The organism is Pseudomonas sp. DCB_BI (assembly GCF_026240995.1).
Taxonomy (GTDB): Bacteria; Pseudomonadota; Gammaproteobacteria; order Pseudomonadales; family Pseudomonadaceae; genus Aquipseudomonas.
In genome coordinates this window covers 91,317-112,058 of record NZ_JAPFCG010000006.1, presented here as the reverse complement: position 1 = coordinate 112,058, position 20,742 = coordinate 91,317, and the positions used below count along the sequence as shown (strand labels likewise).

The 20,742-nt window shown below is 62.9% G+C and carries 22 protein-coding genes; 11 read left to right on the top strand and 11 right to left on the bottom strand.

Annotated elements, in window-relative coordinates; all coding sequences use genetic code 11:
• The first annotated feature begins 286 nt into the window (after positions 1 to 286).
• Entirely contained in the window at positions 287 to 1,705 is a 1,419-nt protein-coding gene (locus OO258_RS08595) for an amino acid permease (RefSeq protein WP_266029754.1), read from the top strand.
• Between the two features lie 24 nt (positions 1,706 to 1,729).
• Complete coding sequence (locus tag OO258_RS08590; RefSeq protein ID WP_266029753.1) at positions 1,730 to 1,966, top strand: transcriptional regulator; 237 nt, start codon at positions 1,730 to 1,732, stop codon at positions 1,964 to 1,966.
• 206 nt (positions 1,967 to 2,172) lie between these two features.
• On the opposite strand, the gene OO258_RS08585 is transcribed toward OO258_RS08590, so the two are convergent.
• Together OO258_RS08585 and OO258_RS08580 are read right to left on the bottom strand one after the other, a co-directional pair.
• On the bottom strand, positions 2,173 to 3,066 hold the full coding sequence (locus OO258_RS08585; protein ID WP_266029752.1) for a DUF2950 domain-containing protein: 894 nt from the start codon (positions 3,064 to 3,066) through the stop codon (positions 2,173 to 2,175).
• Entirely contained in the window at positions 3,063 to 4,442 is a 1,380-nt protein-coding gene (locus OO258_RS08580; RefSeq protein ID WP_266029751.1) for a DUF3300 domain-containing protein, read from the bottom strand. The genes OO258_RS08585 and OO258_RS08580 overlap by 4 nt, the downstream gene beginning before the upstream one ends.
• 205 nt (positions 4,443 to 4,647) lie before the next feature.
• Between OO258_RS08580 and OO258_RS08575 the strand changes: the two genes are divergently transcribed.
• Complete coding sequence (locus OO258_RS08575; protein ID WP_266029750.1) at positions 4,648 to 4,899, top strand: hypothetical protein; 252 nt, start codon at positions 4,648 to 4,650, stop codon at positions 4,897 to 4,899.
• Between the two features lie 79 nt (positions 4,900 to 4,978).
• Positions 4,979 to 5,698 carry a TorF family putative porin gene (locus OO258_RS08570; protein WP_266029749.1) on the top strand — a complete coding sequence of 240 codons (720 nt, stop codon included), beginning with the start codon at positions 4,979 to 4,981 and terminating at the stop codon, positions 5,696 to 5,698.
• Here OO258_RS08570 and OO258_RS08565 read toward each other — a convergent pair.
• Complete coding sequence (locus OO258_RS08565; protein WP_266029748.1) at positions 5,695 to 6,564, bottom strand: DMT family transporter; 870 nt, start codon at positions 6,562 to 6,564, stop codon at positions 5,695 to 5,697. The genes OO258_RS08570 and OO258_RS08565 overlap by 4 nt on opposite strands.
• A gap of 114 nt (positions 6,565 to 6,678) precedes the next feature.
• Positions 6,679 to 7,089, bottom strand: coding sequence for a RidA family protein (locus OO258_RS08560; RefSeq protein WP_266029747.1), 411 nt, complete (start codon positions 7,087 to 7,089; stop codon positions 6,679 to 6,681).
• A 189-nt stretch (positions 7,090 to 7,278) separates the two neighbouring features.
• Between OO258_RS08560 and OO258_RS08555 the strand changes: the two genes are divergently transcribed.
• Positions 7,279 to 7,605, top strand: a complete 327-nt coding sequence (locus OO258_RS08555) for a hypothetical protein (RefSeq protein WP_266029746.1) — start codon at positions 7,279 to 7,281, stop codon at positions 7,603 to 7,605.
• Positions 7,606 to 7,649: 44 nt separating this feature from the next.
• On the opposite strand, the gene OO258_RS08550 is transcribed toward OO258_RS08555, so the two are convergent.
• Together OO258_RS08550 and OO258_RS08545 are read right to left on the bottom strand one after the other, a co-directional pair.
• Positions 7,650 to 7,862 carry a PLDc N-terminal domain-containing protein gene (locus OO258_RS08550; protein WP_110747614.1) on the bottom strand — a complete coding sequence of 71 codons (213 nt, stop codon included), beginning with the start codon at positions 7,860 to 7,862 and terminating at the stop codon, positions 7,650 to 7,652.
• A gap of 102 nt (positions 7,863 to 7,964) precedes the next feature.
• Positions 7,965 to 8,435 (bottom strand): FAD/FMN-containing dehydrogenase, encoded by a 471-nt coding sequence (locus tag OO258_RS08545; protein ID WP_266029745.1) that lies wholly within the window; start codon positions 8,433 to 8,435, stop codon positions 7,965 to 7,967.
• Positions 8,436 to 8,596: 161 nt separating this feature from the next.
• On the opposite strand from OO258_RS08545, the gene OO258_RS08540 reads away from it, so the two are divergent.
• Complete coding sequence (locus tag OO258_RS08540; protein WP_266029744.1) at positions 8,597 to 9,604, top strand: GlxA family transcriptional regulator; 1,008 nt, start codon at positions 8,597 to 8,599, stop codon at positions 9,602 to 9,604.
• Positions 9,605 to 9,677: 73 nt separating this feature from the next.
• On the opposite strand, the gene OO258_RS08535 is transcribed toward OO258_RS08540, so the two are convergent.
• Together OO258_RS08535 and OO258_RS08530 are read right to left on the bottom strand one after the other, a co-directional pair.
• Positions 9,678 to 10,349, bottom strand: a complete 672-nt coding sequence (locus OO258_RS08535) for a TetR/AcrR family transcriptional regulator (RefSeq protein WP_266029742.1) — start codon at positions 10,347 to 10,349, stop codon at positions 9,678 to 9,680.
• Between the two features lie 124 nt (positions 10,350 to 10,473).
• On the bottom strand, positions 10,474 to 11,355 hold the full coding sequence (locus OO258_RS08530) for a hypothetical protein (protein ID WP_266029741.1): 882 nt from the start codon (positions 11,353 to 11,355) through the stop codon (positions 10,474 to 10,476).
• Positions 11,356 to 11,553: 198 nt separating this feature from the next.
• Here OO258_RS08530 and OO258_RS08525 point away from each other — a divergent pair, with 198 nt between their 5' ends.
• From OO258_RS08525 to OO258_RS08510, 4 genes are all read left to right on the top strand, one after another.
• Positions 11,554 to 12,534 (top strand): aliphatic sulfonate ABC transporter substrate-binding protein, encoded by a 981-nt coding sequence (locus OO258_RS08525; protein WP_266029740.1) that lies wholly within the window; start codon positions 11,554 to 11,556, stop codon positions 12,532 to 12,534.
• 14 nt (positions 12,535 to 12,548) lie between these two features.
• Positions 12,549 to 13,913 (top strand): LLM class flavin-dependent oxidoreductase, encoded by a 1,365-nt coding sequence (locus OO258_RS08520; RefSeq protein WP_266029738.1) that lies wholly within the window; start codon positions 12,549 to 12,551, stop codon positions 13,911 to 13,913.
• A gap of 133 nt (positions 13,914 to 14,046) precedes the next feature.
• Positions 14,047 to 14,883: a bifunctional allantoicase/(S)-ureidoglycine aminohydrolase gene (locus tag OO258_RS08515; RefSeq protein ID WP_110747635.1), complete on the top strand. Its 837-nt coding sequence runs from the start codon at positions 14,047 to 14,049 to the stop codon at positions 14,881 to 14,883.
• Positions 14,884 to 14,971: 88 nt separating this feature from the next.
• Positions 14,972 to 15,568, top strand: coding sequence for an START domain-containing protein (locus OO258_RS08510; RefSeq protein ID WP_266029737.1), 597 nt, complete (start codon positions 14,972 to 14,974; stop codon positions 15,566 to 15,568).
• 22 nt (positions 15,569 to 15,590) lie between these two features.
• Here OO258_RS08510 and OO258_RS08505 read toward each other — a convergent pair whose 3' ends face one another.
• From OO258_RS08505 to pobA, 3 genes are all read right to left on the bottom strand, one after another.
• The gene (locus OO258_RS08505; RefSeq protein WP_110747639.1) at positions 15,591 to 16,472 is read right to left on the bottom strand and encodes a LysR substrate-binding domain-containing protein; all 882 of its coding nucleotides are present in this window, start codon (positions 16,470 to 16,472) and stop codon (positions 15,591 to 15,593) included.
• A gap of 70 nt (positions 16,473 to 16,542) precedes the next feature.
• Positions 16,543 to 18,333 carry a gamma-glutamyltransferase gene (ggt, locus tag OO258_RS08500; protein ID WP_266029736.1) on the bottom strand — a complete coding sequence of 597 codons (1,791 nt, stop codon included), beginning with the start codon at positions 18,331 to 18,333 and terminating at the stop codon, positions 16,543 to 16,545.
• A gap of 114 nt (positions 18,334 to 18,447) precedes the next feature.
• Complete coding sequence (gene pobA / locus OO258_RS08495; protein ID WP_266029735.1) at positions 18,448 to 19,635, bottom strand: 4-hydroxybenzoate 3-monooxygenase; 1,188 nt, start codon at positions 19,633 to 19,635, stop codon at positions 18,448 to 18,450.
• Positions 19,636 to 19,806: 171 nt separating this feature from the next.
• On the opposite strand from pobA, the gene OO258_RS08490 reads away from it, so the two are divergent.
• Positions 19,807 to 20,685: a helix-turn-helix domain-containing protein gene (locus tag OO258_RS08490; RefSeq protein ID WP_266029734.1), complete on the top strand. Its 879-nt coding sequence runs from the start codon at positions 19,807 to 19,809 to the stop codon at positions 20,683 to 20,685.
• The last annotated feature ends 57 nt before the right edge of the window (positions 20,686 to 20,742 follow it).

The following is a 20,742-nucleotide window of genomic DNA, read 5'->3' as shown; positions in this document are numbered from 1 at the left end:
ACTGCAGACTCGCCTATACAAATTGCTCAAAGTCAGACGGGGCGCTGGCAGTTTGTAGTGTTCCGGTTGACAACTGTGGCTGGCAAAATGGGCACTTCCAATTTTCCAGAGCCCGGTAGCCGTGACACGTAGCGAACGCGCAGGCCTATCAGGAACTTCATTTATCTGACAGTTTAGTCAGGAACTATCGGCCTCCCACAATGCGGCGGCTATCGATGCCCCCATGCACCCTCTCCTGCAACGAGACTGGTAGCGGTTTTCTTAAAAAAAGAATAAGAGGTTATTCATGCATCAAACGTGCAACTCGCAAGCGACATCCCACGATGAAGAACGAACACTTAAACGACGCCTGGAGAATCGTCACATTCAACTGATTGCCATTAGCGGCGCCATTGGTACTGGCCTGTTCATGGGTTCAGGGAAGATGATTGCGCTGTCGGGCTCGTCGATTATCCTGGTCTACGCAATCATCGGCTTCTTCGTTTTCTGCATCATGCGGGCGATGGGAGAAATGTTGCTCGCCGACCTTGAAATGGGCTCATTCGCTGAGCTCGTCCACCATTATCTGGGACCCAGGGCCGGCTTCATCCTCGCCTGGTCTTACTGGCTAAGTTGGGTGGTCGTGGCCGTCGGTGATGTTGTAGTGGTCGCTGGGTTTCTGCAGTACTGGTACCCGAACCTACCCACGTGGATTCCTGCTTTCGGTACCATGTTCCTGCTCTTGGCGCTCAACATGCTGGCCGTGAAAGCGTTCGGTGAGGTGGAATTCTGGTTCGGCCTGATCAAGATCATCGCCATCGTCGCGCTCGTCGTCACCGGTCTTGTGATGGTGGCCACGTCTTACACCTCCGCGGGCGGAGTCACCGCGTCCTTCAGCAATCTGGTAGCGCCCGGCGTGATGATGCCGCATGGCATCCTCGGGTTTCTCGCCGGGTTCCAGATTGCAATCTTTTCGTTTGTCGGCACCGAGCTGATTGGCACTGCGGCGGCGGAAGCCCACAACCCAGAAAAAACACTGCCCAAAGCCATCAACACCATTCCAGTGCGGATTCTGCTGTTCTACGTCACCGCCCTCGCTTGCATTATCAGCGTGATCTCCTGGGCAAACGTGCCGGCAAATCGTAGCCCCTTCGTTGAGCTTTTCCTGCTTGGCGGCCTGCCTGCTGCTGCAGGCATGATCAACTTCGTGGTCATGACGTCTGCCGCATCCTCTGCCAACAGTGGCATCTATTCCGGGTCGCGGATGCTCTTCGGCTTGTCTCATAACAAGCAGGCACCCCAAGCCTTCGGGCGTTTGTCAGGCTCTGGCACACCCACACGCGCACTGATGTTCTCAGGGGTTTGCATGGTCATCGCACTGACTCTACTGTTCGTGATCCCCGATGTGATGGCAATTTTCACGTTGGTCTCGACGATCTCAGCCGTCATGGTCATCGTGACCTGGTCGTTGATCCTGCTGTCGTATTTCGCTTATCGACGAAATAACCACCCAGCCCACTCACGCTCGACCTTCAAGCTCCCCGGCGGCCGGTTCACGGCGGGTATGTCTCTGGTGTTCCTGGTGTTTGTCCTGTGCGTGCTGGCGCTTGAAACGGACACCCGCACCGCCCTGTATGTGATGCCAATCTGGTACATCGGCTTGCTGATTGCCTATCACCGTAAGGTGCAACGCAGCTCACGCCACGTCGTGGCAGCAGTACCCTGAACCCGTCATCGAAAGGAGGCGCGCATGAGCTCATCGACATCAGGTATCAAGCTGGATCATTCAACCAAGGCAAGGATCAAGCAGGCAGCAGCCACCCTTGACCGGACACCGCATTGGTTCATGAAGATGGCGGTACTTTATTGGCTGCAGCGCGTCGAGCAAGGCTCACCCGCTACCGAGATGCTGATTGATGGGGACATAGAAGCCGATGAACGACTTAACAGCGTCCTCAATCGACTGAAACTCTTGAGCAGCGACTAGAGATAATCGACTGTGAGCAAGTAAATCGCCGCTGGTTTGCCGGACACCTTCAAGGCTCATGATGAGGCTTGAAGGTGTCTGGCAAACCAGCGGCGATTCACAGCGATCAGACTTCCGAGCAGGACATATTTCTCGCCTTCCCATCAGAACCTATCGCCATCGCCATCAGCAGCGACAAGGCTGCGGGGTTGCAGTGATTTGCGGGCTCAATCCCCCGCTGCCACATCCACCACCTTCCAGCTGTCATCCGGGTCGAAGCGCTTCATCGCCTTGGCCAGCCTGTCGCCGTGCGGCCCGAGGTCTTTTTCGAACACCTGGCCGTCATGGCTGATCATGAAGCTCATCACCCCGGTGTCGTCGTAGCTGGCCGGCCAGGCGACCATGGCGAAGCCACGGCTCATTTGGTTGCCGATCAGGTAGCTGTAGGCGCCACCGGGGGCGGACGGGCCTTGTGCGTCCAAGATGCGGAAGTGGTAGCCATACCAGTCATCACCCACCACATCCTGGCCAAACAGCGGCCCCAGCGGGCTGACCTGGCCATCGCCGTCGTCATCCCAATACAGCCCGTCATGCTTGCCGGGCTCGCTGAAAATTTTCTGCGCGTACTCCAGCGCACCGTTGCCGTTGCGGTCCTGGCTGGCATAGTCCATCTGCGCGTCGTGGTAAGCCAACAACGCCTGCATGGCAGCCAGTTCGTTGCGGCCGATGCGCCGGGCGCGGATTTCGGTGCTGCCGGCCTTGAGGTCGAAGCGCCAGCCCTGGCTGCTTCTGGTCAACGGTATGGGCAAAGTCCAGTGATCACTGCCCACCGCCAGGATGCCCTTGCCCTCGCCCGCCATGTCGATACTGTGCTGCGCGCGATACTGCTCCAGAAAGGTGTCCACGTCGCTGCGCTGCACACCACCACGCGGTATGTAGGTGCGCCAGTCATCACCCAGCAACTGGGCCAGGCGGGCTTCATCGGCCTTTTCCGTACCCAGCGCCGCAATGAAAGACTCCACGGCCTTCTCCGGCGTCGGGAATGCCTCCTGGGCAGCCGCCAGGGAGGCCCATGCCAAGCCGGTCGCAAGCAGCATTGCTGCAAATACTTGACGTTTCATCGACGACCTCCTCCGCCACGACGCACTGGCGCACTGGGTCGGGAGATCTGGTGGCCGGCAGCACGGGATGCACTGGGCCGCTGGGCAAACGACTGGCTGGTGTGACCGCGGTTGGCCTGCATACTGGTGCGCGCCGGCGAGCGCACGCCGTCAAAGGCATTGTTCCGCGCCCGGCCGGCGCTGTTGGCCGGCCGGTTCTGTGCCACCTGCCGGCCTTGGGCATTGCGTGTTTCCTGGCGACGGTCGGTTGCTCTGGCATTGTCGCCACCGGATTGCATGCGGTTGCCCGCCGAATTGCCCACCTTCGCTTCGCGCATTTGCTGGCGTGCCTGGCGGTTGTCGGTGGCCGGGCGTTCGATACCCGCGCGGTCCATCGAGGCCCGGGCCTTGTCCCGAGCTTGCGCCCGCTGCGCGTCGTCGCCCCGGAAGGCAGTGCGTTGGGTGGCGCCGTCCAGTTGGCGGCCATACAGCTGGCGGCTGCGGGCATCGCGGTAAGGCACGCCTTCACGGTTGGCGGCATTGTGCTGCCATTTGTTCTGGTTGTTGGTGATGCGGTTGTTGGCGTTGATATTGTTGTAACGGTTGACGTCGATATCGATGTCATTGTTGCCCCAGTCGCAGTCGCCCCACAACGAGGCGACGATCGCGACGCCGGTACCGAAGGCCAGGCCGGCCACCAGCGCGGAACCAGGGTAGTACATCGGCGGCGGCGGGTAGTACACAGGCGGTGAAGCCGGGTAGGCCCAGGTACCATAGGTGGTGGTCGGGTTGTAGCTGGGCACGTACACCACTTGCGGGTCGGCCGGCTGAATGATGATGGTGGATGGGGGGCTGCTGGCAGCCTGTGGCGCCGGTACGGCTTGCACGGTCACGTTCTGGTACTGGTTGCTTTGCAGGTTGCCGGCCGCCTGTGCCTGGTGACGCAAACGCTGCACCGCGCCCATGACATCGTCGGGCTGCGCGAGAAACGCATCACCCAGGCGCTGCACCCACACCGGGTCCTGGCCCAGGGTCGCCAGCAGCTGCGGGAAGGCTACCAGCGCTTGCACGCTCGGGTCCCACGGCTGCTTCGCCACCTGTTTCACCGCATCATCGCCCGACGCCTTGGGGTTGGCCTTGGACCAGGTCACAGCTTCGCTCACCTGCCCCGGGTAAGTGGCCGCCATCAATACCTGGGCCAGCAGCGGATCGGGGTACAACGCAACCGGCGCCAGCATCTGGTCCAGCTGCTCTTGCGTGAACACCGGGGTCTTGGCCACGACCGTCTCGGTCTGCGGAGCGGGGTCGGGGGCTGGTACGTCTTGCGCCAGCACCAGGCCGGGCGCCGCGTTCAGGCACATCAGTGCCGACAGCAAAGCAAACAATGGCATGCGCATCGCTTATCCCCAGGAGGTCAGATCGCGTGGGTTAAGGGTAGCAATGGCGATGCTTTTGGCCAGATGCAAGGACGCCAACTTTTAGCACTGATGCTCGCGTCAATAGTGACTATCGAACAAGGCAATTTCTACTCATCGCGCAGGCTCAATAACCTAGCTCCATCGATTCGAACCTGGCGAATCCCCTGCATTCCGGAGCTGCTCGATGAACACCAAGGCCCACTTCCTCCGCACTGCCCTGGCCGCTGCCAGCATTGCTGTACTGGCCGGTTGTGCCAGCCACCCCGAACTGCGCCCGTACAGCGCCGACGAAACCCGTCAACTGCAACTGGAAGCCTTGCAGCGCCGTGGCTTGTCGCTGGAGGACTATGAACAGCAACGGCGGGTGATCCAGCGTGCCGGCAACCTGCCGGTGGTGACCGAAGCCGCCGATGCCGACCGTTCGACCAAAGGCTGAACGGGCTGATCCAGGTTCCCTCCTGCCGTCTGCGCAGGTATCCTTACCGCTCAACCGCAAGCCTTCCAGGATGGAGACCATGTTCAGGCCCCTTCTGTTGCTGAGCGCTGCCTTGCTGTTCAGCCCCATGCTGCCGGCCCAGCAGATGACACGCGAATTGGGGGATTTCGACTTCACCCTTGGCACCACCCCCTCGCGCAGCATGGCCCAGGGGCTGATCTCACCCAGTGCCGTCGGCGCCTTCCACGGTGGCCTCGACCTCGGCCACGCCAGTGGCTGGTACCTGGGCCAGTACGCCCCGAGCATGGGCGTAACCCCGAACTCCACCCTGCGCCTGGACAGTTACGTGGGCTACAAGCATCACTTCGACAGCACCTTGGGCTATGAGGTCGGGTTGATCCATTACAGCCAGCCAAACATCGCCGGCCCCGACAGCTACGCCCTTTACGGCGGCGTCTCGGTACTGGGCAGTCGTTTCGGTGGCGCGCTGCGCAACAACCCCGACAACCGCACTGGCACGCTGTTCGCCGACTTTGGCCAACTGCCGCTGTTCGACGTCGATCTCACCGTCAAGCTGGCACACCACCGCCTGGGCACACCGTTTACCATTGGTGATGGCGGCCAGGTGGATGCCTTTTCAGACTGGTCGCTGGAGCTGTCGCGGCCTTGGCTGGGGATCGACCTGAACCTGATCTACAGCAACTCCAGCCTGAGTGGCGCCAGCTGTGATGCCTATTCGGGCATCAATACCTATTGCGACAGCGTCGTCACGCTCAAGGCCCAGCGCGCCTTTTTTTAACGGCGCGGCACCAGCGCCAGGGCGATGCCGCCCAACACCACTGCACAGGCGATCAACAAGCGTAACGAAAGCGTCTCACCGATCAGGGCAACCCCGCCCAGTGCCGCAATCACCGGCACACTCAGCTGCAGCGTCGCCGCCTGTTGCGCACTGACCTGCCTGACCACCCCATACCACACGGCGTAACCGGCACCCGACGCCAGTACCCCTGAGCCCAAGCCATACAACACGCCGATCGGTGTGAGGTGGGGACCACCAGCACCCAGCAACAGCACCGGCGCCAACAGCACGAGACAAGGCAGGCTGCGGGCAAAATTGCCGGCCGTGTCGGCCAACGGCCTGGGCGAGCCTTTGCCCAGCAGCGAATACACGCCCCAGGCCACACCAGACAGCGCCATCAGCAAGGCGCTGGCAACAGGTGGCGCCGATGTACCGGGCAACAGCAATACCAGCAGGCCAACGAAAGCGATCAGCATGCCCACCAGCATACGCACAGTGATGCGTTCGCCTTTGTACCAGGCAAAACCGAACATGGTGATCTGCACAGCGCCGAACAGCAGCAGGGCGCCCGCCCCGGCCCCGAGGTGCAAGTAGGCCGCAGCAAACAGGAAGGCATAGAGGAACAGTGCCAGGCCACCTCGCCAACTTCCACCCATGCGCTGCGCCGGCCTGCGCACGCGTATCAGCAGCAACAGGCACAAGGCACCGCTGGCCAGACGCACCATGGTGAAGGATGCAGGGTCGATTGCCCCGTCTTTCAGGGCCAGCCGGCAGAACACCGAGTTGGCGGCAAACGCCACCAGGCTGAACATTGCAGGCCAGAACCAGGCCCTGCGGTCGGTAAGCGTGGTGGTGCCGGTGCTCATGGTGGCGTCACCTTTGAGTGGAATTTGTTCTTGTAGCGGCAATGTAGTCAGGACAGGCACCGATACACAAGGAACCATCCACTATGGCGGCTGGCACAGGGTGCGCCCGCTTCATTACGTTGCGGCTACGGCCTCGATTTCCACCAGCATGCCGTCCAGCGCCAACCGGGGTACCGGGATCAGTGTACAGGTCGGCTTCAGGTGCGGACCCCAGGCCCTGTCGGCTTCGGCCACCCATTCGCGCAGGCGCGGTTCGGCGTGATCGACAATCAGCAGGGTCAGCTTGACCACCTGAGCCAAGCCGGCGCCTCTCGACGCCAGCGCCAGCTCAAGGTTTGCCAATGCCTGGCGGGCCTGTTCGCTGAACAACGGCGACAACTGGCCGTTGCTGTCCTCCCCTCCCTGGCCGGCGATGTACAGCAGACGGCTGCCGGCGCGCACCTCCGCGACGTGGGAATAGGCGTTGCCACGGGGGTCGTAAAGGCCTGCGGGGTTGGTTAGCTGGAATGCGCGTGGTTGGGTCATGACAAGCCCTCGCTCGATGGGAAGAGCGGCGCAGTTTCGGACCTGAAGTTAAGTCGAGGTCAAGCGCAGCGTAAGACTTTTCCCACACAGCAGCCCGTTGCTTGAACCACGCGTCTGTTTGCGCAGCGCGCACCAGCCGGTAAATTGCAAGACCCGGCACGGAAGCCTTTACCCAACAGGGAACCCCCCATGAGCAAATTTGATTTCCAGCTGGCCTACACCATCAAGCCAAATAACCCTGCCCGCGATGAAACCGATGCGGCGCTGGCGCGTCTGCACCTGCGCGAAAAGCTCGGGCTGGACACCGTCGAGCACATTGAAACCACCCTGCTGGGCATGATCACGCTCAAAAGCACCACACCCACTGAGCGCAAACGGGAAGCTGAAAAGCTGGTGCACGATTACCTTCATGACGCGCTGAAGGAATTGCGCGTGCTGTCTACCGTGAAGTTCTACGGCTGCCTGATGGTAGACGGGCTCGGCCCAGCGATGCGTTTCGACATCCTGCCCAAATGAACCCCGACGGCCTCAGGCGCCCCCGCGCCCGAGGCCGCGACTGGTCATTTTTCCTGCAGTACCGCCCTGCCTTTCACCGCCCGCGGGCCGCGCCAGGCCCAGAACAGCAAACCTGGGAAGGGTGCGTAGACCACGAAGACGACCCACAGCATCTTGCGCTCGGCGCGCCGCTCACTGCCGATGATGTGCCAGATGGCCCAGATTTCCAGGAGGATGACCAAGGCTGCGATGATGATCCAGATCGTTCCGATTTCCATGTGCGCTCTCCCATTGGCATGTAATGGGTTGGGTCGCAGCGGGCGCTGAGGGTTCAGATTGATTTGCGCCGTACTGTTTCTCAAGAGGCCTGCGGCATGCCCTCAATGCTGCGCTGCGGTCTCCAGCGCTGCCTTCAACGCGGCTGCATCGGCAAATGCCCGCTGGCTGACCAACGCGCGCTGCTCAAGCTGCAACCACTGCACCTGGCCCTTCTCCCCGGTGTAACGGCTGGCCACCCGCCCTTCACGGTCAAGCAGCACCCGGTAGCTGTAATCGCGCATGGCCGGGATGGCGAACAGTTTGCTGATCAGCGCAGGCATACGCTGGATGTCGGCCACGAACACCGCATCGCGCGCCTCCAGGTAACCTTTGGGCTGCCCGGCCAGCACCGCGTTGACCAGCTTGGCGCCGTCCATGTCACGTGCCACCAGCAAAACCTTGGTGTCGTCCCCAAGGCTGTAGGCCTGGTCGTACTGGTCAAGCAGCGTGAACGGTGCAAGCTTGTCGCCGGGCTCCACGGCATTGGCCAGCAACGGCAGCAGGCTGAACAACAAGGCAGCGGCATATTTCATCAGTGGCATCCTCAATGACCAAGGCGCCAGCATAGCGTCAAAGTGCCAAGCCTTACAGGTTGCCTGAACACGACCTGTAATACGACACAGCCACCCGGAACATTGTCTTTCCCCCTGCCACCCGCCACACTCTCCAGGCCAGCCAGGAAGCGGAGTCCAGAGTGCCCACGCCACGCCAGTTCAGCAAGAAGACCAGCACCAGCAACATGCTGCGGCTCAAGACCAGCAGCGCCAATGCCCAGGCCCCCTATCGGGTCGATTTCGTCCTGCTCGAACACTTCTCCATGGCCAGTTTCACCGTGGCCATGGACGTGCTGGTCACGGCCAACCTGTTGCGTGCCGACAGTTTCCGGTTCACCCCGCTGTCGCTGGACGGCGACCGTGTGGTCAGCGACCTGGGGCTGGAACTGGTGGCCACAGAGCTGTCGGCGGAGGCATTGAAAGAGCTGGACCTGCTGGTGATTTGCGGGGGGTTGCGCACACCCCTGAAGTACCCGGAGCTCGACCGCCTGCTGGGCGATTGCGCTGCCCACGGCATGGCCCTGGGTGGCCTGTGGAACGGCGCGTGGTTCCTTGGCCGCGCCGGGGTACTGGACGACTATGGTTGCAGCATCCACCCCGAGCAGCGCGCCAGTCTGTCCGAGCGCAGCCCGCAAACCCGCATTACCCCGGCCAGCTTCACCCTCGACCGCGACCGCCTCAGCGCCGCCAGCCCCAATGGCGCCATGGAGTTGATGCTGGGCCTGGTGCGCCGCCTGTATGGCGATGGCCTGGCCGAAGGCGTGGAGGAAATCCTCTCGTTCTCCGGCGCACGTTACCGCCAGGTGGGCCCAGGGGCGAAAAAGTCCATGAGCCTGCACCTGCGCACCATTGTCGAACTGATGGAAAACAACCTTGAGGAAACCCTCAGCCTCGACCAGCTCGCCGCCTACAGCGGGCGCTCGCGGCGGCAGATCGACCGGCTGTTCCAGGCACAGCTGGGCACCTCGCCACGGCGCTACTACATGGAATTGCGCATTACCAAGAGCCGCAGGCTGCTGCAGTATTCCGACCTGTCAGTGATGGAGGTGGCGGTGGCCTGCGGGTTTGTTTCGGTGTCGCACTTCAGCAAGTGCTATGCGGCGTACTTCGGCTACCCGCCGTCGCGAGAGCAACGGCTGGGCGAGTGACCCGCGCCATGGCCGAGGCTGAACCTTTCGCGCGAGGCTCAACCCGGCCATTTGGCCACGCTCAGGGACGGTGCTAGACCTGAATGTACCGTAGCACCGCATCGCAGATCATCGCCTTGTGCCGCAGCTTGACCTCGTCGTCCGACAAGTCGATCTGGAAGATCTCGCCGAAGGTATGGCGGTTGGACACCCGATAGAAGCAGAACGAACTCATCAGCATGTGCAGGTCGATAACCTCGATACCGGCACGAAACACACCCTCCTCCACCCCGCGGCGCAGGGTGTTGCCCAGGGCCTCGAGCACCAGGCTGCTCATTTCGCGAATGGCCGGCGACTGCTTGACGTACTCGCCATAGTGAATGTTTTCGGTGCAGATGATCCGCACGAAATCGACATTGCGGTCGTGGTGGTCGAAGGTGAACTCCACCAGGCGGCGGATCGCCTGATCGGCTGGCAGCGACTCCAGGTCCAGGCTCTGCTCGGTCTTGCGAATGTCGCCGTACAGCTTGATCAGGCACTCGCAGTACAGCTGCTCCTTGCTGCCGAAGTAGTAGTAGATCATGCGCTTGGAGGTGGCAGTACGTTCGGCGATGGCGTCGACGCGGGCGCCGGCCAGCCCTTGCTGGACGAACTCGTTGATGGCGGCCTGGAGGATGTCCTCGCGGGTTTTCTCGGGGTTGTTCTTGCGCGTTCTGCGCCCCCCTTCGGTTTCAGGCTGGCCAAGGCCGACTACGGAATCACTCATACCCACTCACAGGCTGTTTATTGGAATGCGGGGATTATCCGTTAGCACGGCCATGCAGGGAAGCACGCTGTTGGTCGGGTAGCCATGTCAACGTGCTGCCGGGCGGCTTCTGCCAGGCGCCGGATCAGTCGCGCCGGGCGGTGACAGGCTCCGGCGGCGGCGTCAGGTGCAGCACGCGGTTGCGCCCGCCCTCAGCCAGCAGATAACCGCCCTTGCCATCGCCAATGATCGCCTGAGGCGCCTTGAGGAAGGTCAGCACAGTGTGCTGGCTGCCATCGGCATCGATGCGCAGCAGGCGGGCACGGTGCGTGTTGTCCTCGCTGATCCACAGGCCACGCTGATCACAGTAAAGGAATGTCGGGTTGCGCAGGCCATCGACCACCACCGGGTCACGGCCATCGTCGGCCAAGGCGCGGACCCTGCCTTTGGCTTTTTCGGTGTACAACAGGCGGCCCCCGCAACCGGTGAGGCCTTCGGTTTCGGTCAAGCCGGAACGCAGCACTTCAAGCTGGCCACTGGTCCAGCCATAACGCATCAGCCGGCCGTTGCCCTTGCGGTCTTCGATGGCATACAGGTGGTCGCCATCGTTCCACAGGCCTTGCACGCTCTCGCCGTCGAACAGCCGGGTTACCTGGCCATCACGCGCCAGGCTGACAGGTGCCGCACCACCTTCCTGGCTGAACACCCAGCCACCTTGCGCCGCCACCATGCCGTCTGGCTTGGAGAGGTTGTCGATGACCACGACCCGGTCACCCTGGGCGGTAATCTTGAGGATGCTGCCCTGGCCATCGTCAAGCTCGCGGCTGACCAGCAGGCTGCCATCGGCTTGCGGCAGCAGCGAAGCGGCCTTGGTGACATCCGTGTGCAGCACCTCGACGTCCCAGCCAGCGGCGGCCTGGACCGGGTAGAAACTCTGCCATGCGAAGAAACCCAAGGTGGCCGCAAGCAGACCGGTGGTGGCTATGAAGACGATGCGGGTGCTGCGTTTGCGCAGGATGTGCGGCATGTAGGGGCTCCTCGGGATTGCCGGGGATCCTAGCAAGGGAATGTGAAAAATATGTCGAAACTTACCCAACGGGCAAAAAAACAAAAGGATATAAAAATAACAAAACAATCTAACAGAAATGCATAAAGAAATTGAAAGGCCATTGCCTGGTCCTTAGGCTGAGTGCATCGCCCAACACCGATCAAAGGAACGATAGCCATGTCTGCCCGCCCCCTCTCTCCGTTGCGCCGACTATTGGTCGGCGGCCTGCTGGCCAGTATTGCCAGCGCCCTTTTGCCGTGGTCCCAAGCCCTCGCCGATAACCCTGAGACCCTGCGCATCGGTTATCAGAAGTTCAACAGCATTAACATCCTCAAAGGCAGCGGCGCCCTGGAAAAGGCACTGGCGGCACAAGGTGTGAAAGTCAGCTGGCACGAGTTTGCCGCCGGCCCGCAACTGCTTGAGGCACTGAGCACGGGCGCCATCGACCTGGGCCATGCCGCTGACGCGCCGTCAGTGTTTGCCCAGGCCGCCGGCAAGCCGGTGGTGTACCTGGCGGCAGAGCAGCCCTACCCACGCGGCATCGGCCTGGTGGTTCGCGAACAGGACCACCTGGCCAGCGTGCAGGACCTCAAAGGCAAGCGCGTGGCCACCGGCCGCGGCTGGAATGCCCAGTACCTGCTGGCCGTGGCACTGCAACAGGCTGGCCTGAGCTACCAGGACATCACCCCTGCCTACGTCAACAATGCCGCTGATGCCGTGGCCGCCTTGCAATCGGGCAGCGTCCAGGCCGTGACCCTGTGGGATCCGTTCCTTGCCGCCGCAGAAAGCCAGCCCGGCCTGAAGAACCTGCGCGACGGCAGCGGCCTGTCCAACAACCGCACCTTCTACCTGTCCACCGCCAGCTACGCCGACCAGCATCGCGCACTGCTGAAAACCTTCTTCGTCGAACTGGGCAAGGTCAGCCAGTGGGCCAACGCCAAGCCGGCCGAAGTGGCCGCATTGCTGGCCCCGCAGCTGGGGATCAATGCCAACGTGCTGGAAGTGGCCAGCGAGCGGCGCAACTATAACGCCGTGGGCATCACCCCGCAGATCGTTGCCGAGCAACAGAAGCTGGCTGACACTTTCCAGGGCCTGGGCCTGATTCCACGCAAGCTGCAGGTGGCCGACGCGGTCTACCCGGCTTCCGTGTTGCCTTGAACGGAGCCGCCAGCATGCCTCGCCCGATCCGCTTCAACGCGTTCAGCATGAATGCCGCCAGCCACCAGTCCCCCGGGTTATGGCGCCACCCGCGTAACACCAGTGTGGCGTTCAACCGCCTGGACTACTGGACCGACCTGGCCCGGCTGCTCGAACGCGGCCTGTTTGACGCCCTGTTCATCGCCGATGTGCTGGGTATCTACGATGTTTACCAGGGCGGCCCCCAGGCCGCCCTGCGCGGTGGCGTACAGGTACCGGTGAACGACCCGCTGTTACTGGTGCCGGCCATGGCCGGGGTTACCCGGCATTTGGGTTTTGGCGTTACATTCTCGCTGACCTACGAACACCCCTACCCCTTCGCCCGACGCATGTCCACGCTCGACCACCTGAGCAATGGCCGGGTTGGCTGGAACATTGTCACCGGCTACCTCGACAGCGCTGCGCGCAACCTGGGCCAGGCGCGCCAGCTGGGCCACGACCAGCGCTACGACCTGGCCGAGGAGTACCTGCAGGTGCTGTACAAGCTGTGGGAAAAGAGCTGGGACGACGACGCGGTAGTGCTGGACCGCGACAGCGGGCGCTATATCGAGCCCTCGCGCGTGCACCCGATCAACCATGCAGGCGAGCATTTTCAGGTGCCCGGCATGCACCTGTGCCAGCCGTCTGCGCAACGCACCCCGGTGCTGTTCCAGGCCGGCGCTTCGGCACGTGGCCAGCAGTTTGCCGCGCGACACGCCGAATGCGTGTTCATCAGCGGGCCGACACCGACAGTGCTGCGCCGCTACGCCGACGGCATCCGCCAGGCCAGCGCAGCCGCCGGGCGTGGCCGTGACGAAGTCCTGATCTACGCCCAGGCGCTACTGATCGTTGCGCCTGTTCGCGAGCAAGCGGAGGCGCGCTTTGCCGAATACCGCCGTTATGTCGACCTGGACGCCGCCCTGGCGCTGTTGTCAGGCTGGACCGGCATCGACTTTGCCGGCCTGGACCCAGACGCGCCGATCGAGTACATGGAAAACGACGCAGGCCGTGCCGCCCTGGCCGCTTTCACTGCCGCTGACCCGAACCGCCGCTGGACGGTACGCGAGGCCGCCGAGTTCGTGGGTTTGGGTGGCCGTGGCCCGGTGCTGGTGGGTGATCCCGGCAGCATCGCCGACCAGCTGGAAAGCTGGCTGGACCAGACTGGCATCGACGGTTTCAACCTGACCTACGCCGTGCAACCGGACGACCTGGCCAATGTGGTCGAACTGCTGGTGCCCGAGCTGCAACGCCGTGGTCGCTACCCGCTGCACTACGCCGAGGGCACCTTGCGCCACAAGCTGTTCGGCCAGGGTGACCGCCTGCCGGAGCAGCACGCGGGGCGCCAGGTCGACATTCAGTGATCAAATACCGGGTATTCCAACATTTAATTTGTGGATGGCACGCGCTCGACCCTATTCTGTCACCACATCCCCTGCGCCGCACCGGCCGGTGCGGTTCACGGCATGGGGAGAGAACAACAAGTCGAGATTGTCCATGTCGAACCATTCGTACTTCGCCCCCCACGGTGGGCACCCGGCTCAAACCGAGCTGCTGACTGACCGTGCCATGTTCACCGAAGCCTACGCCGTCATCCCAAAAGGCGTGATGCGCGACATCGTCACCAGCCATCTGCCGTTCTGGGACAAGATGCGCATGTGGGTCATCGCCCGCCCGCTGACCGGCTTTGCCGAAACCTTCTCCCAATACATCGTCGAACTGGCACCGGAAGGCGGCAGCGAGCGCCCTGAACTGGACCCTAACGCCGAAGCCGTGGTGTTCATCGTCGAAGGCGAGCTGGACATCACCGTCGAAGGCAAGCACCACACCCTGGTACCGGGCGGCTATGCCTTCCTGGCCCCGGGCGCCGAGTGGAGCCTGCGCAACAACAGCAAATCCAACGTCACCTTCCACTGGCTGCGCAAGCACTACCAGAAAGTTGAAGGCCTGGACGTACCGGAATCCTTCGTTACCCACCGTGACAACGCCACCGTCATCGAAATGCCGGGCACCGAAGGCCGCTGGAAAACCACCCGCTTCGTCGACATGGCTGACATGCGCCACGACATGCACGTGAACATCGTCACGTTCCAGCCGGGCGGTGTAATCCCGTTCGCGGAAACCCACGTCATGGAGCATGGGCTGTACGTGCTGGAAGGCAAGGCGGTGTATCGCCTGAACCAGGACTGGGTCGAGGTAGAAGCCGGCGACTTCATGTGGCTGCGCGCCTTCTGCCCACAGGCCTGCTACGCCGGCGGCCCAGGCAACTTCAGCTACCTGCTGTACAAGGACGTGAACCGTCACGTGCACCTGACGCTGAACCCTCAGCGCTAAGCACAGGCTGAAGCCCGCAAGCCCGCCAACCTGGCGGGCTTGCTGTTTGCAGCACATACTGAAACACCCTCCCCGCGCGGTACCAGCCATGAACCGCTGCCTGCTCGCCGCCCTGTTACTGTGTACGCCTGCCCTGGCTGCCGATGACTGGAACCTGGCCTACGACCGCGAAGGCATTCGGGTGTACCTGCGTGGCGTGGCAGAGTCGCCCTACCAGCAGTTTCGCGGCGTGAGCACCATGAAAGCCAGCGTGCGCACATTGACCGACCTGCAGGAAAACCTGCGTGTGGCTTGCAAGTGGCTGTATGCCTGCGACCAGATGCGCCTGCTGGACGTGGATGGCGCCAACACCTGGGTGTACCTGACCACCAACCTGCCTTGGCCAACCATGCCGCGCGACATCGTGCTGAAGGTGACCAGCGAGCGGCTGGATGACGGCACCCTGCTGCGGCACCTGAGTGCCGAGCCGGACAGGATTCCCAAAGTAGCCGGGCTGATTCGCGTGCAGCACCTGAGCGGCGAGTGGCGGATGAAGCCGTTGGGCGAGCGCGAGACCGAAGTGACCTACCAGTTACAGGCCGACCCGGCCGGGGATGTGCCCGGCTGGCTGGCCAACCGCTTCGTGGTGGATGCACCGGTGGTGACCTTGCGGACATTGCGGGCGGTGGCTGAGCGTCAGCCTTGAGCACATCGGAACGCCGGCCCTGTCAGATGCCGCCACCGGCCAGCAATTGCGTCATCACCTCGGCCAACGCCTTGACCATCACATCCGCCGTGGGCCGGTGCACGATGACGATTTCGTAGCTGTCGACCTCCGGCAGCCCTTGCCCATCCCCCAGCACCCGGTGCTCGCCAGTGGCCGCCCTGGGCGGCAGCAGGCTGATGCCCATGCCATCGGCGACGGCAGCCTGGATGCCGCTGAGGCTGGAACTGGTGAAGCTGATCCGCCAGCGCCTGCCCATGCCTTCGATGGCGTTGATCATGTCTTCACGGTACAGGCCGCGTGGCGGGAACGTCACCAGCGGGATCGGGTCCAGTTCGAAGGCCGGCGTGCGCGCGCTGTCGATCCACTGCAAACGTTCTGGCCAGCAGGCCACGCCCTCGCGGCTGTTGCGTCGCTGCTTGAGCAGCACCAGGTCGAGTTCACCGTTGTCGTACGCCTGGCTAAGGTCACGGCACAGGCCGCTGGTCACCTCCAGCTTCACCTGCGGGTGCAGCCGGCTGAATGCCGACAACGCATTGGTGGTGCGCCCGCCTACAAAATCCTCGGGCACACCAAGGCGTACGGTGGTGCCGACCATCGCCCCGGCCAGGGCTTCGAGCATCTGGTCGTTCAGCGCCAGCATGTGCCTGGCATAGCCGAGCAGGGTCTGCCCGGCGTCGGTCGGCAGGACATCGCGGTTGCCGCGCACCAACAAGCGGTGGCCGACCATGTCCTCGAGGCGACGGACCTTCTGGCTGATGGTCGACTGGGTGGAATGCAGCCGCGCGGCAGCGGTGGTGAAACTGCCGCAGTCGGCCACCACGACAATGGCGCGCAACAGGTCGAGGTCGAAAAGGGCCCTATTCGATTTAACGCTGATAGACATCCGGGTATTCAACTACTGAATGACAAGACTGACTTCTATCACGCCACCTCAGGCTGCGCAACGCGCTGCGCTAGTCACCCAGGGCGACACCTTCGCGTCGAGGGTCGGCCCCACCGTCCCAGCCCTTGCCACTGCGTTGAATGATCTGCATGCCGCTGGTCATGGTCATGGGAGTCACTTCGTGGCCCCAGGCCGTCAACTGGCGAATCAGCGCCGAGCTGGTCAGCCCTGCTTCCACTTCGGTACCTGCATTGCGGCTGCCGAAGTTGGGCAGCCCTGCGGCCTGTTGTGGGTCGAGTTGCCAATCCAGCAGGCCGACCAGCGCCTTGTTCACGTAACCGATGATCTGTGAGCCGCCGGGTGAACCCAGGCTGGCCAGCAGTTCGCCGGAAGCACGCGAAAACACCAGGGTCGGCGCCATGGCGGACAGCGGCCGCTTGCCTGGTTGCACCCGGTTGGCCACGGGCATGCCGTGCTCCTCAGGGATGAACGAGAAGTCGGTCAGCTGATTGTTGAGCACAAAGCCTTTGACCATCAGGTGTGAACCGAACGCTGCCTCTACTGAGGTTGTCATGGCCAATGCTTGCCCGGTGTCATCCACCGCGCTGAGGTGGGAGGTGGAGATGCGCAGTGGCGAGCGGTCCGGTGCCAGCGCCAGGTTGGCGCCGTGTGGCCGGCCTGGGTCGGCACGCTGCATGCTGTAATCGCCGATCCGCGTGGCGCGGCTGGCCAGGTAGGCGGGATCGATCATGGCGTTGACCGGTACCGGCACATAATCGCTGTCTGCCAGGTACTGAGCACGATCGGCATAGGCCAGGCGCTCGGCCTCGGCAATCAGGTGCACGGCCATAGGGGGGGCCTCCAGCCGGGCGACAGACGCACTGGCCAGGGGCCGTAACGCGGCCAGGTCCCGTTGCGGCGCGGCGCGCTGTACGGCTTCGAGCATGCCCAAGGTCTGCAGCACGGTGACCCCACCCGACGACGGCGGCGGCATGCCGCAGACCTGCCAGGCTTTGTAAGGGCCGCACACCGGTTCGCGCTGCCTGGCCTGGTACTGCTGCAAGTCCCGCAACGACAGGTAACCGGCGTTGGCATGGCTGCGCACCTCCGCCACGATCGCTTCGGCAATCTCGCCGCGATAGAACGAATCAGGGCCTTGCGCGGCAATCTGCTCCAGGGTGTGTGCAAGCGCTGGGTTGCGCAGGATGCTCCCCACTGCCAGTGGCTTGCCCTGGTCGTCGAGGAAGTAGCGGGCCATGGCCGGTGAGCGGGCAATGAAAGGATCACCTTCCACCAAGGTGTGAAGGCGCTGGGAAACCGCGAAACCGTTGCGCGCCAAGGCAATGGCCGGGGCGAACAGGTCGCGCCAGGGTAGCTTGCCGTGCTGTTCGTGGGCCAGCTTCAAGGCGCGCAGCACACCGGGCACGCCCACTGATCGCCCGCCAATCTGCGCAGCCCGGAATGGCATGGGTGAGCCATCGGCTTGCAGGAACAGCCTTTCCGAGACGCCTGCGGGTGCTGCCTCGCGGCCGTCGAACGCCTGCACCCGCTTGCCATCCCAATACAGGATGAACCCACCGCCACCAATGCCGCTGGACTGCGGCTCGACCAGGGTCAGTACCATTTGCATGGCGATGGCAGCGTCGATGGCGCTGCCACCTGCACGCAACATCGCGCGCCCCGCTTCGCTGGCCAGCGGGTTGGCGGCGGCGACCATGTGCCGGCTGGCGTGCACCGGCTGCAAGCCGCTGCGGTAGCCGGAGGCCAGTTCCGGTGGTGCGGGCAGCACCTGGTCGGCACAGGCCCAGCCACTGCTCGCCAGCAGGCACAGTGCGCTCATCAATGGCGTCGAGAACTTCATCGCTTGCTTCCTGCTGCTACCTGTCCAGCAGGGCACTGTGGGCCAAGTGCGAACCCGACTTCAAGCCTTTGGGCGAGCTTATGTGACGCTGTGCCGAGGCCGGTCAAGCTGGCCTCAGACAACTTCCTCGTACGGCAGGCCCACATAATTCTCGGCAATGTTCATCAGCCCCGCCGGCGAGGTCAGGAAGTACTCGCGGTCGGCCTCCTGCATTTTCTGGTCCCAGGCATCTTTGTGGCTGCCGAAATCATGCAGCAGCTGGGTCATGAACCAGCTGAAGCGTTCGCCCTTCCACACCCGGCGCAAAGCCAGCGGCGAGTATTGCTGCAACAGGTCGGTACGCCCGTCGCGGTACACCTTGACCAGGATACGGTACAGGTAATTGACGTCCGAAGCTGCCAGGTTCAACCCCTTGGCACCGGTGGGCGGGACGATGTGCGCGGCGTCACCGACCAGGAACATCTGGCCATACTGCATCGGCTCGACCACCAGGCTGCGCAGCGGCGCAATGCTTTTTTCCAGGGCCGGGCCAGTGACCAGGTCGGCCGCGACCTCGGCGGGCAAACGTGCTTTCAGTTCGCCCCAGAAGCGCTCGTCAGACCACTCCTCTACGCGGTCCTGCAAAGGCACCTGCAGGTAGTAACGGCTGCGGGTCTGCGAGCGCTGGCTGCACAGCGCGAAACCACGCTCGTGGTGGGCGTAGATCAATTCGTGGTTGACCGGCGGCGTATCCGACAGCAGGCCCAGCCAACCAAACGGGTAAACCCGTTCGTACTGTTTCAGCACGCCTTCGGGAATGCTCTGCCGCGATACGCCATGGAAGCCGTCACAACCGGCGATATAGTCGCAATCCAGCCGGTGCACCTGGCCGTCTTTCTCGAAGGTGATGTAGGGTTGTTCGCCTTTCAATTCGTGCGGCTGAACGTTGGCGGCTGAATAGATGATCGGCGCCCCGCTGGTTTCACGGGCGTGCATCAGGTCACGGGTGACCTCGGTCTGGCCGTACACCATCACCGTCTTGCCACCGGTCAAGGCCTTGAGGTCCAGGCGTTGGCGGCGCCCGCCAACCAGCAGTTCGACCCCCTCGTGCACCAGGCCTTCACGGTCCATGCGCTCGGCAACGCCAGCCTCACGCAGCAGGTCGACCGTGCCTTGCTCCAGCACTCCGGCGCGGATGCGGCCCAGGACGTACTCGGCGGTCTGGCGCTCCACGATAACGTTATCGATGCCGGCCTTGTGCAGCAGTTGGCCCAGCAGCAGGCCAGACGGACCTGCACCAATAATTGCAACCTGAGTTTTCATTGTTGTTGTCTCTATTCGGACGATGCCGGCCGCGGACTGGCAGTGGGCGGCATCTGCTGTTAGGGTTTGCCCTTGCATTTTTACTGGCAAAAAAAGCCACTGAACTGTGCTATTCCATGCAAAACCTGCACTTTTAAAAAAAACGTTCGATTAGCGAACAGGTCAACGCAGATGAAGTCCACCCTCCCCGGCGTCCCGTTGTTCAAGCTGTATGGCGAAAACCAGGCCTGGCCGGGTACCGACCTGCTGCACTGCGAGTCCATCCCGGCGCGCAGCCGCCTGCACCACTGGGAGATCAAGCCTCACCAGCATGCCGAGCTGGTCCAGCTGCTGTATGTGCAGCGTGGCCAGGCCCAGGTGGAAGTCGAGGGGGTGCGCAGTGCCATCGGCGAAGCGGCGATCCAGGTGGTGCCGCCGATGACCGTGCATGGCTTTCGTTTCAGCGCCGATATCCAGGGTTATGTGCTGACCTTCGGCACGGCACTGGTGGCGAACCTGGAGCAACGCCTGGGTACGCCGCTAACCGTGCTGACAAAGCCTGCGTGTTACCCGTTGGGCCAGGACCGCACACACCTGCGCAGCCTGATCGATACCCTGCAGCAGGAATACCAGGGCAATGCCCCGGCGCGCGCGCCAATGCTCGAAGCGCTGGTGACGGCGCTGATGGTGTGGATCAGCCGTCGCCAGCAGTTGGGCCAGACACCGCGCAACCGTGATGAGCGGGACCGCCAGTTGCTGGGGCAGTACCTGCGCCTGGTGGAGGCGCATTATCGCGAGCACCTGTCGGTGGAGGATTTTGCTGCGCGGCTGAATGTGCCGAGTTTGCAGCTGAACCAGCTGTGCAGGGCGTTAAGTGGGCAGACGGCGTTGCAGGTGGTACACCAGCGCTTGTTGCTGGAGGCACGGCGCAGCCTGGTTTATACGCGCATGAGCATCGGGCAGCTGTCGGACAGCCTGGGTTTCAGCGACCCTACTTATTTTGCGCGGTGGTTCAAGCGGTTGAGTGGGCAGACACCGAATGGCTATCGGAAGGCGGTGCAGCCTGCATAAGCCGCGCTGCTTGACGTAAACGTCAACCTGCCCTCAGGATACCGGCATACCCCACGC